The organism is Pseudomonas sp. Tul2A7 (assembly GCF_054790505.1).
In genome coordinates this window covers 3,516,942-3,532,707 of the sequence record NZ_CP186499.1, presented here as the reverse complement: position 1 = coordinate 3,532,707, position 15,766 = coordinate 3,516,942, and the positions used below count along the sequence as shown (strand labels likewise).

Genomic DNA, 15,766 nt, shown 5'->3' with positions numbered 1-15,766 from the left:
AAGGCCGACCCGTCATGTGACGGATCGGCCTTTTTTTGTGCCTGCGATTGCATTGGAGATAACTGCTTCGGCGATAAAAAGCCGGGACAACCACACAAATCGGTCTTGTGCACCTGTCAGGTTTGACAGGTTACGCCCGTGGCAATTGTTGATAGCGTCATTTCACTTACGCCACCGCAAGTGCACCGGACGCAATCATGGCCGAACAAGACCTGAGCATCGTTACGCCCTCCATCGCCAAGAGTTCATCGATTGCCACCATCGGTAAAAGCTGGGGTGCCGTGGGGCCGACCGGTGCAGCGTCCTTCGAGCTGCCCATCCCTCTCTCGAGCGGATGGGGTCTGGCGCCGCAATTGTCGCTGACGTACAGCAGCCAGAGCGGTAACGGGTCCTTCGGTATCGGCTGGGGCATGGGGCTGAGCCAGATCAGCCGGCGCACCACCAAGGGTGTGCCGCGTTATACCGAACACGATGAGATCGTCGGTCACGATGGCGAGGTGTGGATGCCGGAGCTGGAAGCTGACGGCACGATCAAGTCGCGTTTTGAATCAACCTACGGCGGCAAGAGCATCGGCCCGCATCGCGTGGTCCGTTATTGGCCGCGCGTTGAAAGCGACTTTGCCCTGCGCGAGCAATGGCAACTGCAGACCCGTACCACGGAAAACGCTGCGTCGACGTTTTGGCTGATACATGGCGCTGATGGCTCGCTGCACGTCTACGGCAAAACCGCCGCCTCACGCCGTGCCGATCCGGATGACCCGCAAAATATTGCGGCGTGGCTGCTCTGCGAAAGCATGAACGCCCACGGCGAGCATATCTGCTTCGTTTACAAAGCCGATGATCAGGATCCTGACCCGACCCACGACTACCGCGCGCAGCGTTATCTGGAGCGGGTGTGTTACGGCAACTTCACGGCAAGCGAGCGGTTGTTCGCCTGGACCGTGCCAGACCCGACCGAGCTGGATTGGCAGTTTCAGCTGATTTTCGACTACGGCGAGCGCACGGCGTCGCTGAGCGAAATCCCGCTGTATGACGGCGACACACTCGGCCCGTGGCGGGTACGCCCGGACCCCTTTTCGACGTACGGTCAAGGCTTTGAAATCGGCACGCGCCGGCTCTGTCGGCAGGTGCTGATGTTTCATCAAAATCCCGCCGACCTGCGAGAAAAACCGCTGCTGGCGCAACGTCTGCTGCTGGAATACCGCACTGCGCAAAACATCACGCAATGGGACTACAGCCAGATCAGCGCCGCGCACTATCAAAGCTTCGATGCCAGCGGCCAGGTCGAACACTCGCCACCGGTGGAGTTCGACTATTCCACTTTCCAGATCAATAAAAACCCTCAGCGCCTGCTTGCTGCAGATAACCAGCCGGGCGTCGAAGATGGCGGGTTCTATCAATGCGTCGACCTGTACGGCGAGGGTCTGCCGGGGTTTCTCTGCCGTTATGACCAGGCGTGGTACTACCGCGAACCGCTGCGAGCAGCGGCGGGAGGTGATGAGATCGGCTACGGCCCATGGACGGCGCTGAACCGGACGCCAGTGGCCGACCGTAATCGTGCAGTCCAGCACATGCTTACCGACCTGACCGGTGACGGGCGGCTCGACTGGATCACCGCCCAGCCAGGCAGCAGCGGGTTCCGTACATTGAATGCGCAACGAGACTTCGCCGATTTCGTCCCGTTCACTGCGTTCCCGCTGGAGTTTTTCAACACATTGGTGCAACTGGGCGATTTGAGCGGTGATGGTCTGAGCTCGATTGCGCTGATCGGTCCGAACTCGGTGCGCCTGTACGCCAACCGCCGCGAAGCAGGCTTCGCCGCCGCCGAGGATGTACCGCATGGGCCGGCCGATGACCGCTTGCCAATTTTCAGCAACGCACCGACCGAACTGGTGCTGCTCGGCAACTTGCTGGGCAGCGACATGCCGGAGCTGTGCCGTATCCGCCATGACGAAATCCGCTGCTGGCCCAACCTTGGCCACGGCAGGTTTGGCGAAGGTCGCAAGATCAGTGACCTGCCGTTCACGTACGGGCAGTTCGATTCTTCGCGGATCCGTGTGGCCGACCTTGATGGATCCGGCGCACCGGCACTGATCTATCTGAAATCCGATGTCTTCGAAATCTATCTGAACCGCGGTGGCAATGGTCTTGAACAGATACCGGTGAGCGTGCCCTGGCCCGAAGGCGTGCGCTATGACCGCCTGTGTCAGGTGAGCTTCGCCGACCTGCAGGGCTTGGGTTGTGCCAGCCTGATTCTGACCGTGCCGCACATCAAGCCGCAGCACTGGCGCTATGATTTCGTCGCGGTCAAACCGTACCTGTTGACCGCCAGCAACAACAACATGGGCTGCAACGCCAGTGTGGTCTACCGCAGTTCCGCTCAAGAGTGGCTGGATGAAAAACAGCAAATCCTCAAGCGTAAAGAGCTGCCGGTTTCGCACTTGCCATTCGCAGTGCCGGTGGTGGTCCAGCAGCAGCAACTGGATGAGATCACCGGTAACTGTCTGACGCAGCTATTGACCTGGCGCGAAGGCGTTTACGACGGTGAAGAACGCGAGTTTCGTGGCTTCGGCCTGCTGCAGCAAACCGACAGCGAAAGCGCCGGCGACGGCGACGAAGGCTTCACCCAGCCGGTGCGGGTCTGCACCTGGTTTCATACCGGGCAATCGATGGATCGCCGCCGTGACCGCTATTTCAATGAAGACAAGGGCGCCATCGGCCTGGGCAGCACCCTGTTCAGCCTTACCCCGCCCAACGGGGAGTTCGATCAGTCAATCGCCCCGCATGACGCCGATACCGAATACCAGATTGCCCGGGCGTTGGTCGGGTCGGTCGCCCGTATCGAAACCTATGCTGACGCAGACAGCGACGCACCGGGCATCGCCACGCCTCTGGTGGTAGAAGAGCTGCGTTATCGGGTGCGCGAGGTGCGCGCTCAGGGGCAGTACGCCGCCGCTGTTTTGCTGCCACTGCTGCTGGAAAAAATCAGCTACCAGTACGACCGGTTTATCGACGATCCGCTGTGCCGTCATGAGATCAGCCTGCGCCAGAACGAATACGGTTCGTCGACTCAGGCGCTGACCGTGAGCTATGCGCGCCGACTGACTGAAGAGAGCCCACCGCCTTTTACCGATCCAGATGAACAACAGTGGTGGCGCGATGCCCATGACGAGGCACAGCAGTCGTTTTACCTGAACGAAACCCGTGCGCAATACATTGACCTGACTGATCCTCAGCAGTGGCGGCTGGGCCTGCCGTATCTGCAACGTGGTAATGCCCTGGTCTTGCCCAAAGGCACACTGCCAAGCGGCCTCAGCCCGGCACAGGTGTCGTTCGAGCAACTGGCGCGCCATGAGGATTCGCCGCACTGGAACACCGAACGGGTACTGACGACCCAGTCCATACAGCGTTACGTGAAATTCGACGGCACAGCGCTGGCTGACGGTGAAGCCGAATTCGAGGCCCTGGCCGGGCCGCTGGAACTGGCGCAACTGGACAAGACTGCCCTGGACGCTTATAGCATCCTGCCGCCGCCGTTCAACATCCATACGGAATTGAGCAAAATCGGTTATACGGCGATGCCGTTTCTGTTTGAACCGGCCGCCCCCGCCGGGGCTGACCCGGCGCTGTATTCGGCGCACTTCGGCTTTGCCGAATACGCCGGCCCGGATCGCTTCTACGATGTCCTGAGCTACCGTGAAACCCCTAGCCACGGCCACACCAGGGCTGAATACGACGACTATGGCCTGGCGATCATCCGCGTCGAATTGCCAGATGGCTGCACCACCCGCATCACTTACGACTATCACGCCCTGCAACCACTGAGCATCACCGACCCCAACGAGAATATTGAAGAGGTCATCTACGCGCCTTCCCGGCAACCACTGGCCACCAGTTTTCACGGCACTGAAAATGGCATTGCCGCAGGATTCAGGCCGCTGAGTGAATACAGGCGACCCGAAGATCTTCGCCCGGATCCGGCCATTGCCAATCCGGAGGCTGCTGTGCAAAAGGCCGCCAGCACCGTGCGCAAGGATTTGTTCAGCTGGATGGGCAGCGTTGCTGTCACCGCGCAATGGGTGGATCAAGGCTATCTGCTGCCCAGCGGCCATGTTCGCGCCAGTGCCCGTCAGCGGCTGGCACGAAGCACTCATCTGACCAGCACCGAAAAGACCTTGCTCGAGGCCATTACCACAGCCCACCGCGAGCCGGTACACAGCGTGATGCTCAGTGCCGACCGCTACCCCGATGAAGAGATCGCGGCGCAGATCCAGATCGTCAAGGCCTGTGTCGACGGCTTTGGCCGGGCACTGCAAACCCAGCAACGGGTTGACCCGGGCATGGCGTACAAGGTTGAAGATGGCTCACTCGTTGTCGAAGATGGCCAGTACGTCGAGGTTCTGGCGAACCCGCGCTGGCGCATCAGCGAACGAGTCGAGTACAACAACAAGGGATTGCCGGTTCGTCAGTTCCGGGCTTTTTTCGCGGATACCCATCGGTACGTCAACGATCAATCCCTGCGCAAACTTGGCCACTTCGATCAGGTGTACTACAACGCCTTGGGCCAGCAGATCAAACTGGTCAACGCCAGAGGCGACATCTCCCGCGAGGCTTACTATCCCTGGTATCGCACCAGCGAAGATTTCAACGACACCGCGCAACCGCCAACCCATTCGGAATCGCCACGGTCATGACCCGCTCACTGGATTGGCGCACGCCTGCGCTTTCGGTGAACGATGGCCGCGGTCTGCCTACTCGTCAGGTGGTTTATTTGCGCACTGTGACGCAGGACACACCCACGCCATTGGTCAACCGTCAGCAGCACAACGCGAGCGGGCAGTTGGCGGCACAGTGGGATCCACGCCTGCCGGTGCCGTGCCTGACCACGGTGTACCGCCTGGACGGCGAGCCGGTGCAAACCGCCAGCGTTGACGCCGGCTGGCGCCTGATCCTGCCGGGCCTGGCCGGCGAACCGGTGCAGCGCTGGGACGAGCGCGACAGTCATTGGCGCACGACTTTCGATAAGCAGTTGCGCGTAGTCGCCGTCGAAGAAAACGGCGTGGCCGATGTCGATGTGTTTACCTACGCCGATGCCAGCGCCGATCCTCGGTTCAATCGACGCGGACAATTGCTGGAACAACACGACAACTCGGGCACCCTGCGCACCGACAGCTTCGCCCTCACCGGTCAGCCACTGGCCGAAATCCGTACCTTTGACGATGGCCAAGGCTTCACCAGCCGTCGTGTGTTCAGCCCGATGGGCGCCGTGCTGGAGCAGACCGATGCCGGCGGCCATCGTCAGAAATCGTGTTACGGCCTGGCCGGGCACCTTCGGCAAGTACAACTATTGATCAAGGACCAGAGCCAATGGCGGCCCGTGCTGCTTGATGCGCAGTACAACGCCGCCGACCAGATCATCGAGCAGCAGGCCGGTAATCTTGTCCTCAGTCGCTGGACCTACGACCCGGCCGATGGTCGTCTGCACACTCAGTCCAGTCGCAAAGACACCGGCGCAGTGCTGCAAGACCTCGAATACTTCTACGACCCCGTCGGCAACATTACCCGCATCGAAGACCACGCCTTCCAGCCGGTCTATTTCGCCAACCAGCTGGTCGACGGTCACCGTGATTTCAGCTACGACTCGCTGTACCGACTGGTCAGCAGCAGAGGTTACGACGACGGCCCGCTCTCGGACATTCCCGACCTGCCGAAGCCCACCGACCCTAACAACCGCCTCAACTACACCCAGACCTACACGTACGACACCGGCGGCAATCTGGAGAAACTGGTGCATGTACGCGCCGGCGCCAACCGCACCGTGCAGATGCGCATTGATTCAGTCAGCAATCGCGGCGTGCGCTGGAAACCGGATGATCCGGAGCCTGACTTCGACACACTGTTCGACCGCCACGGCAACCAGCAGCACCTGCAACCGGGACAGGCCATGCGATGGAATGCACGGGATGAGCTGCAACGCGTGACGCTGATTGCCCGAGACGGCACTGATGACGACGCCGAACACTACCGTTACAGCCAGGGCGTGCGGGTGTTCAAACGCCATGAAACATACACCGACAGCGCTGTGCACTTTCATCAGGTGCGCTACCTGCCGGGCCTGGAAATCCGCAGCAAGGACAACGGCGAAGAACTGCACGTCATCAGTGTGGGCAGTGCCCGCTGCCTGCACTGGGCAAAGAGCCCGCCCCGGGACATCGACATTGATCAACTGCACTACAGGCTCGACGACCATCTGGGGTCCTGCGTGATGGAACTGGATCAAAACGCCCAAGTGGTTAGCCAGGAAGGCTACTACCCGTTCGGTGCCACCGCGTGGATGGCAGCCGGATTGGCAATTGAAGTCAGCTACAAATTCATTCGTTATTCCGGCAAGGAGATGGACGTCAGCGGTTTGTATTACTACGGCGCACGTTATTACGCACCGTGGTTGCAGCGTTGGGTCAGCGCGGACCCGGCAGGCGACGTGGATGGGCTGAATCTGTATGGGTTTGTGGGAAACAATCCACTGCGCTACTTCGATGATGGCGGTACGACGAAGACCCCCTCGGAGCAAAAACGAATCATCGATCAAGAAAGGAAATTTCTTTCAGTTATCCCAGGCAGCATGAGAGATGTGCAGAAGGCGTTGGGGGATTTGACCTCTCCTGCAAGCTTTCGACCGAAGATACTGAGCAACTTCCTCTATCTCAGCGGCCGGGCAATCGTTGCATTCGCTGCCGGATACAACACGACCGGTACGCTCCCGGCCAGCATCCCGGGAGAGTTGCAAGGGTTGAGCCTGGGTAATGCCAGCGCAGATGCGGCCAGTTCTATCTACGCCAGGGTTGCATCGTCTCTCAATCAAATCATTTTGCCGCGACAGTCGGATCTTGATGTGCAATCACTGCGCGCTAAAAGCGCTGGCACCTCTGCCAGCCCTCTGGACAGCTACACCGTCAGTCCAGCGACATGGCAGGAAAGGTCGGAAAACATAAGGGCTTTGTTCAGCTTCGGCCGTGACGGGGTTGGCGGTGCCCTGCTTCCCGCTGTATCTGAACTGGGCGAGTTGTTTAAGGTGTCGAAAGACGCCACCAAAGCTGAACAGCTATTGACCCGCTTTGAAATGGACGCTTATGACTCGATGCTCGACAGTTTGCGCGACGCCATCATCCTTTCATCGAAAGCCGCCCACGCTGCACTTGACGCGCTGGGCGTCGAGCAGGTGTATGCAAACACTGCTGATTTCTTGATGGATCTCGCACAAGGGCGCGTGGCAGCCCCCGACTCTAGAATGGTCAGTCATTCGACAATAAAAACCGATACACAAAGTGCATTGAGCAGCGTCGAATACGCCAGGTCCATACTCGTCCGATACCGTACTTATGTTGCGGACCAAACATTGAAACGAGCGGCATAACGACATGAACGCGCGATCAGCGTTGGTGCATGCTTCTACTCCACAAATCAGTGCATGGGATTCGCGCACATTAGTCGTGAAGAGACTGGATTATCTGCGCAGGGTTGCCAGTGACACGCCCTGTGCCCTTGCGAGCCGCCTGCATCACAATGCAGCGGGCCACTTGATCGCGCAGTGGGATCCACGCCTGCCGGTGCCGTGCCTGACCACGGTGTACCGCCTGGACGGCGAGCCGTTGCAAACCGCCAGCGTTGACGCCGGCTGGCGCCTGATCCTGCCGGGCCTGGCCGGTGAACCGTTGCAGCGCTGGGACGAGCGCGACAGTCATTGGCGCACGACTTTCGATAAGCAGTTGCGCGTAGTCGCCGTCGAAGAAAACGGCGTGGCCGATGTCGATGTGTTTACCTACGCCGATGCCAGCGCCGATCCTCGGTTCAATCGACGCGGACAATTGCTGGAACAACACGACAACTCGGGCACCCTGCGCACCGACAGCTTCGCCCTCACCGGTCAGCCACTGGCCGAAATCCGTACCTTTGACGATGGCCAAGGCTTCACCAGCCGTCGTGTGTTCAGCCCGATGGGCGCCGTGCTGGAGCAGACCGATGCCGGCGGCCATCGTCAGAAATCGTGTTACGGCCTGGCCGGGCACCTTCGGCAAGTACAACTATTGATCAAGGACCAGAGCCAATGGCGGCCCGTGCTGCTTGATGCGCAGTACAACGCCGCCGACCAGATCATCGAGCAGCAGGCCGGTAATCTTGTCCTCAGTCGCTGGACCTACGACCCGGCCGATGGTCGTCTGCACACTCAGTCCAGTCGCAAAGACACCGGCGCAGTGCTGCAAGACCTCGAATACTTCTACGACCCCGTCGGCAACATTACCCGCATCGAAGACCACGCCTTCCAGCCGGTCTATTTCGCCAACCAGCTGGTCGACGGTCACCGTGATTTCAGCTACGACTCGCTGTACCGACTGGTCAGCAGCAGAGGTTACGACGACGGCCCGCTCTCGGACATTCCCGACCTGCCGAAGCCCACCGACCCTAACAACCGCCTCAACTACACCCAGACCTACACGTACGACACCGGCGGCAATCTGGAGAAACTGGTGCATGTACGCGCCGGCGCCAACCGCACCGTGCAGATGCGCATTGATTCAGTCAGCAATCGCGGCGTGCGCTGGAAACCGGATGATCCGGAGCCTGACTTCGACACACTGTTCGACCGCCACGGCAACCAGCAGCACCTGCAACCGGGACAGGCCATGCGATGGAATGCACGGGATGAGCTGCAACGCGTGACGCTGATTGCCCGAGACGGCACTGATGACGACGCCGAACACTACCGTTACAGCCAGGGCGTGCGGGTGTTCAAACGCCATGAAACATACACCGACAGCGCTGTGCACTTTCATCAGGTGCGCTACCTGCCGGGCCTGGAAATCCGCAGCAAGGACAACGGCGAAGAACTGCACGTCATCAGTGTGGGCAGTGCCCGCTGCCTGCACTGGGCAAAGAGCCCGCCCCGGGACATCGACATTGATCAACTGCACTACAGGCTCGACGACCATCTGGGGTCCTGCGTGATGGAACTGGATCAAAACGCCCAAGTGGTTAGCCAGGAAGGCTACTACCCGTTCGGTGCCACCGCGTGGATGGCAGCCGGATTGGCAATTGAAGTCAGCTACAAATTCATTCGTTATTCCGGCAAGGAGATGGACGTCAGCGGTTTGTATTACTACGGCGCACGTTATTACGCACCGTGGTTGCAGCGTTGGGTCAGCGCGGACCCGGCAGGCGACGTGGATGGGCTGAATCTGTATGGGTTTGTGGGAAACAATCCACTGCGCTACTTCGATGATGGCGGTACGACGAAGACCCCCTCGGAGCAAAAACGAATCATCGATCAAGAAAGGAAATTTCTTTCAGTTATCCCAGGCAGCATGAGAGATGTGCAGAAGGCGTTGGGGGATTTGACCTCTCCTGCAAGCTTTCGACCGAAGATACTGAGCAACTTCCTCTATCTCAGCGGCCGGGCAATCGTTGCATTCGCTGCCGGATACAACACGACCGGTACGCTCCCGGCCAGCATCCCGGGAGAGTTGCAAGGGTTGAGCCTGGGTAATGCCAGCGCAGATGCGGCCAGTTCTATCTACGCCAGGGTTGCATCGTCTCTCAATCAAATCATTTTGCCGCGACAGTCGGATCTTGATGTGCAATCACTGCGCGCTAAAAGCGCTGGCACCTCTGCCAGCCCTCTGGACAGCTACACCGTCAGTCCAGCGACATGGCAGGAAAGGTCGGAAAACATAAGGGCTTTGTTCAGCTTCGGCCGTGACGGGGTTGGCGGTGCCCTGCTTCCCGCTGTATCTGAACTGGGCGAGTTGTTTAAGGTGTCGAAAGACGCCACCAAAGCTGAACAGCTATTGACCCGCTTTGAAATGGACGCTTATGACTCGATGCTCGACAGTTTGCGCGACGCCATCATCCTTTCATCGAAAGCCGCCCACGCTGCACTTGACGCGCTGGGCGTCGAGCAGGTGTATGCAAACACTGCTGATTTCTTGATGGATCTCGCACAAGGGCGCGTGGCAGCCCCCGACTCTAGAATGGTCAGTCATTCGACAATAAAAACCGATACACAAAGTGCATTGAGCAGCGTCGAATACGCCAGGTCCATACTCGTCCGATACCGTACTTATGTTGCGGACCAAACATTGAAACGAGCGGCATAACGACATGAACGCGCGATCAGCGTTGGTGCATGCTTCTACTCCACAAATCAGTGCATGGGATTCGCGCACATTAGTCGTGAAGAGACTGGATTATCTGCGCAGGGTTGCCAGTGACACGCCCTGTGCCCTTGCGAGCCGCCTGCATCACAATGCAGCGGGCCACTTGATCGCGCAGTGGGATCCACGCCTGCCGGTGCCGTGCCTGACCACGGTGTACCGCCTGGACGGCGAGCCGTTGCAAACCGCCAGCGTTGACGCCGGCTGGCGCCTGATCCTGCCGGGCCTGGCCGGTGAACCGTTGCAGCGCTGGGACGAGCGCGACAGTCATTGGCGCACGACTTTCGATAAGCAGTTGCGCGTAGTCGCCGTCGAAGAAAACGGCGTGGCCGATGTCGATGTGTTTACCTACGCCGATGCCAGCGCCGATCCTCGGTTCAATCGACGCGGACAATTGCTGGAACAACACGACAACTCGGGCACCCTGCGCACCGACAGCTTCGCCCTCACCGGTCAGCCACTGGCCGAAATCCGTACCTTTGACGATGGCCAAGGCTTCACCAGCCGTCGTGTGTTCAGCCCGATGGGCGCCGTGCTGGAGCAGACCGATGCCGGCGGCCATCGTCAGAAATCGTGTTACGGCCTGGCCGGGCACCTTCGGCAAGTACAACTATTGATCAAGGACCAGAGCCAATGGCGGCCCGTGCTGCTTGATGCGCAGTACAACGCCGCCGACCAGATCATCGAGCAGCAGGCCGGTAATCTTGTCCTCAGTCGCTGGACCTACGACCCGGCCGATGGTCGTCTGCACACTCAGTCCAGTCGCAAAGACACCGGCGCAGTGCTGCAAGACCTCGAATACTTCTACGACCCCGTCGGCAACATTACCCGCATCGAAGACCACGCCTTCCAGCCGGTCTATTTCGCCAACCAGCTGGTCGACGGTCACCGTGATTTCAGCTACGACTCGCTGTACCGACTGGTCAGCAGCAGAGGTTACGACGACGGCCCGCTCTCGGACATTCCCGACCTGCCGAAGCCCACCGACCCTAACAACCGCCTCAACTACACCCAGACCTACACGTACGACACCGGCGGCAATCTGGAGAAACTGGTGCATGTACGCGCCGGCGCCAACCGCACCGTGCAGATGCGCATTGATTCAGTCAGCAATCGCGGCGTGCGCTGGAAACCGGATGATCCGGAGCCTGACTTCGACACACTGTTCGACCGCCACGGCAACCAGCAGCACCTGCAACCGGGACAGGCCATGCGATGGAATGCACGGGATGAGCTGCAACGCGTGACGCTGATTGCCCGAGACGGCACTGATGACGACGCCGAACACTACCGTTACAGCCAGGGCGTGCGGGTGTTCAAACGCCATGAAACATACACCGACAGCGCTGTGCACTTTCATCAGGTGCGCTACCTGCCGGGCCTGGAAATCCGCAGCAAGGACAACGGCGAAGAACTGCACGTCATCAGTGTGGGCAGTGCCCGCTGCCTGCACTGGGCAAAGAGCCCGCCCCGGGACATCGACATTGATCAACTGCACTACAGGCTCGACGACCATCTGGGGTCCTGCGTGATGGAACTGGATCAAAACGCCCAAGTGGTTAGCCAGGAAGGCTACTACCCGTTCGGTGCCACCGCGTGGATGGCAGCCGGATTGGCAATTGAAGTCAGCTACAAATTCATTCGTTATTCCGGCAAGGAGATGGACGTCAGCGGTTTGTATTACTACGGCGCACGTTATTACGCACCGTGGTTGCAGCGTTGGGTCAGCGCGGACCCGGCAGGCGACGTGGATGGGCTGAATCTGTATGGGTTTGTGGGAAACAATCCACTGCGCTACTTCGATGATGGCGGTACGACGAAGACCCCCTCGGAGCAAAAACGAATCATCGATCAAGAAAGGAAATTTCTTTCAGTTATCCCAGGCAGCATGAGAGATGTGCAGAAGGCGTTGGGGGATTTGACCTCTCCTGCAAGCTTTCGACCGAAGATACTGAGCAACTTCCTCTATCTCAGCGGCCGGGCAATCGTTGCATTCGCTGCCGGATACAACACGACCGGTACGCTCCCGGCCAGCATCCCGGGAGAGTTGCAAGGGTTGAGCCTGGGTAATGCCAGCGCAGATGCGGCCAGTTCTATCTACGCCAGGGTTGCATCGTCTCTCAATCAAATCATTTTGCCGCGACAGTCGGATCTTGATGTGCAATCACTGCGCGCTAAAAGCGCTGGCACCTCTGCCAGCCCTCTGGACAGCTACACCGTCAGTCCAGCGACATGGCAGGAAAGGTCGGAAAACATAAGGGCTTTGTTCAGCTTCGGCCGTGACGGGGTTGGCGGTGCCCTGCTTCCCGCTGTATCTGAACTGGGCGAGTTGTTTAAGGTGTCGAAAGACGCCACCAAAGCTGAACAGCTATTGACCCGCTTTGAAATGGACGCTTATGACTCGATGCTCGACAGTTTGCGCGACGCCATCATCCTTTCATCGAAAGCCGCCCACGCTGCACTTGACGCGCTGGGCGTCGAGCAGGTGTATGCAAACACTGCTGATTTCTTGATGGATCTCGCACAAGGGCGCGTGGCAGCCCCCGACTCTAGAATGGTCAGTCATTCGACAATAAAAACCGATACACAAAGTGCATTGAGCAGCGTCGAATACGCCAGGTCCATACTCGTCCGATACCGTACTTATGTTGCGGACCAAACATTGAAACGAGCGGCATAACGACATGAACGCGCGATCAGCGTTGGTGCATGCTTCTACTCCACAAATCAGTGCATGGGATTCGCGCACATTAGTCGTGAAGAGACTGGATTATCTGCGCAGGGTTGCCAGTGACACGCCCTGTGCCCTTGCGAGCCGCCTGCATCACAATGCAGCGGGCCACTTGATCGCGCAGTGGGATCCACGCCTGCCGGTGCCGTGCCTGACCACGGTGTACCGCCTGGACGGCGAGCCGTTGCAAACCGCCAGCGTTGACGCCGGCTGGCGCCTGATCCTGCCGGGCCTGGCCGGTGAACCGTTGCAGCGCTGGGACGAGCGCGACAGTCATTGGCGCACGACTTTCGATAAGCAGTTGCGCGTAGTCGCCGTCGAAGAAAACGGCGTGGCCGATGTCGATGTATTTACCTACGCCGATGCCAGCGCCGACCCCCGGCTCAATCGACGCGGACAATTGCTGGAGCAACACGACAACTCGGGCACCCTGCGCACCGACAGCTTCGCCCTCACCGGCCAGCCGCTGGCCGAAACCCGTACCTTTGACGATGGCCAAGGCTTCACCAGCCGTCGTGTGTTCAGCCCGATGGGCGCCGTGCTGGAGCAGACCGATGCCGGCGGCCATCGTCAGAAATTGTGTTATGGCCTGGCCGGGCACCTTCGGCAGGTACAACTGTTGATCAAGGACCAGAGCCAATGGCGGCCCGTGTTGCTTGATGCGCAGTACAACGCCGCCGACCAGATCATCGAGCAGCAGGCCGGTAATCTTGTCGTCAGTCGCTGGACCTACGACCCGGCCGATGGTCGTCTGCACACTCAGTCCAGTCGCAAAGACACCGGCGCAGTGCTGCAAGACCTCGAATACTTCTACGACCCCGTCGGCAACATTACCCGCATCGAAGACCACGCCTTCCAGCCGGTCTATTTCGCCAACCAGCTGGTCGACGGTCACCGTGATTTCAGCTACGACTCGCTGTACCGACTGGTCAGCGCCAGCGGTTACGACGACGGCCCGCTCTCGGACATTCCCGACCTGCCGAAACCCACCGACCCTAACAACCGCCTCAACTACACCCAGACCTACACGTACGACACCGGCGGCAATCTGGAGAAACTGGTGCATGTACGGGCCGGCGCCAATCGCACCGTGCAGATGCGCATTGATTCAGTCAGCAATCGCGGCGTGCGCTGGAAACCGGATGATCCGGAGCCTGACTTCGACACACTGTTCGACCGCCACGGCAACCTGCAGAACCTGCAACCGGGACAGGCCATGCAATGGAATGCACGGGGTGAGCTGCAACGCGTGACGCTGATTGCCCGAGACGGCACTGATGACGACGCCGAACACTACCGTTACAGCCAGGGCGTGCGGGTGTTCAAACGCCATGAAACGTACACCGACAGCGCTGTGCACTTTCATCAGGTGCGCTACCTGCCGGGCCTGGAAATCCGCAGCAAGGACAACGGCGAAGAACTGCACGTCATCTCGGTGGGCGGTGCGCGTTGCCTGCATTGGGCGAAAAAACCACCCGAAGACATCGAAGACAATCAACTGCGCTACAGCCTCAGTGACCATCTGGGTTCATGCACGATAGAACTGGATCAACGTGCCCGAATCATCAGCCAGGAAGGCTACTACCCGTTCGGCGCAACGGCGTGGATGGCGGCCGACCCGGGGGTTGAAGTCAGTTACCGGTTTATCCGTTATTCCGGCAAGGAAATGGATATCAGCGGTTTGTACTGCTACGGCGCGCGCTATTACGCGCCGTGGCTGCAACGCTGGATCAGCGCGGACCCGGCAGGCGAAGTGGATGGGCTGAATCTTTACGCCTTCGTCGGCAACGATCCGATTGGCCATGTCGACGTCAACGGGGAAACCATGTTGCCGTTTTTGGACGAGATCAATGCCGGAACGGATCGCATGATTGCTTCGCAAAATACGAGCTATGCCAAAAATGCACAACGCCTTGCAGAAAAGCGTATGGCCCGCCAAATGAATGATCAGATGATGCAACACATTGAAATCCTCGGGATCACCCAGCGCCGCGCAGGCGATGCCGCAAAGCAACTCGACAGAATGGGTTCGGGCAGCGACATTGCCTTGGCGACAACACGCAGAACGCTGGTATTTGTCGCGAGCAAAGCCCTCAGTTATGGCGTCGGTCTAACGGTCGGTGTCGGTGCTCAGGCACTCGGCGCAGCGGCACCCGGTGTCGGCAACGTGATAGGCGCAGGGATGGGCTTCGCCGCAAAAATCGGGGTCAGCGCGCTCATCGACTATGCGGCCGAAAGAACCGGACTGAGCGCGCCGGTCAATTTGAAAACCTCCAAAGTGTCAGCGAACACTATTATCGTGAAAGCCCAACACAAACAAATGCAGCCACTTGAGTATTTAAACGCCAAACTCCAGGGCTTGATTCCCCGCGACAAAAAATCCGCACTCAAGTTGGTGAAGGAGGTGGGCGCTCAGCTAACGTCGGCGGGTGCGAAGAAAACCCTGAATTCACTACCTCCCGCAGCGGCCGGCGCCATCGCTAGCGGAGCCGCGGCGTTATGGACGTTGCCGGAAATTGTCAATGAAACGGCTAAGGCCATCTCTGGAAAATCCAGCGAAAAAATGCTTGCATTCGAAGGGGAAATTCTCGGGCTTGCACAGGCTATCGAGGCGAGTAACGACACGGTCCATGAGTATGCTCACGCACTTGGCAGGACAAGCTTGAACGGCGTTGACCTCAACGATCTGGACAAGGAAACAGCCCGCATCACCGACATGCTCCACGGTCTGGCGTTAACGGTGCAAAAGCACAGAACTGCTCACAGCGCAGCCGCGTAAATGGGCGGCTTTCTGAGCAGGGACAATGTTCCCGCCTGCCGGCATGCT

At 59.2% G+C, this 15,766-nt stretch carries 5 protein-coding genes; all 5 read left to right on the top strand.

Annotated features, from left to right (window positions below; all coding sequences use genetic code 11):
* Nucleotides 1–197 precede the first annotated feature (197 nt).
* From ACOYXJ_RS15885 to ACOYXJ_RS15865, 5 genes are read left to right on the top strand one after another with little or no spacing between them, the layout of a single operon-like run.
* Nucleotides 198–4,694, top strand: coding sequence for a SpvB/TcaC N-terminal domain-containing protein (locus tag ACOYXJ_RS15885; RefSeq protein ID WP_460370377.1), 4,497 nt, complete (start codon nucleotides 198–200; stop codon nucleotides 4,692–4,694).
* Nucleotides 4,691–7,414 carry an RHS repeat-associated core domain-containing protein gene (locus ACOYXJ_RS15880; protein ID WP_460370375.1) on the top strand — a complete coding sequence of 908 codons (2,724 nt, stop codon included), beginning with the start codon at nucleotides 4,691–4,693 and terminating at the stop codon, nucleotides 7,412–7,414. Before ACOYXJ_RS15885 ends, ACOYXJ_RS15880 begins: the two co-directional genes overlap by 4 nt.
* A gap of 4 nt (nucleotides 7,415–7,418) precedes the next feature.
* Nucleotides 7,419–10,151 (top strand): RHS repeat-associated core domain-containing protein, encoded by a 2,733-nt coding sequence (locus ACOYXJ_RS15875; RefSeq protein WP_460370373.1) that lies wholly within the window; start codon nucleotides 7,419–7,421, stop codon nucleotides 10,149–10,151.
* A 4-nt stretch (nucleotides 10,152–10,155) separates the two neighbouring features.
* Nucleotides 10,156–12,888 (top strand): RHS repeat-associated core domain-containing protein, encoded by a 2,733-nt coding sequence (locus ACOYXJ_RS15870; protein ID WP_460370373.1) that lies wholly within the window; start codon nucleotides 10,156–10,158, stop codon nucleotides 12,886–12,888.
* Between the two features lie 4 nt (nucleotides 12,889–12,892).
* Nucleotides 12,893–15,718: an RHS repeat domain-containing protein gene (locus tag ACOYXJ_RS15865; RefSeq protein WP_460370371.1), complete on the top strand. Its 2,826-nt coding sequence runs from the start codon at nucleotides 12,893–12,895 to the stop codon at nucleotides 15,716–15,718.
* Nucleotides 15,719–15,766: the final 48 nt, after the last annotated feature.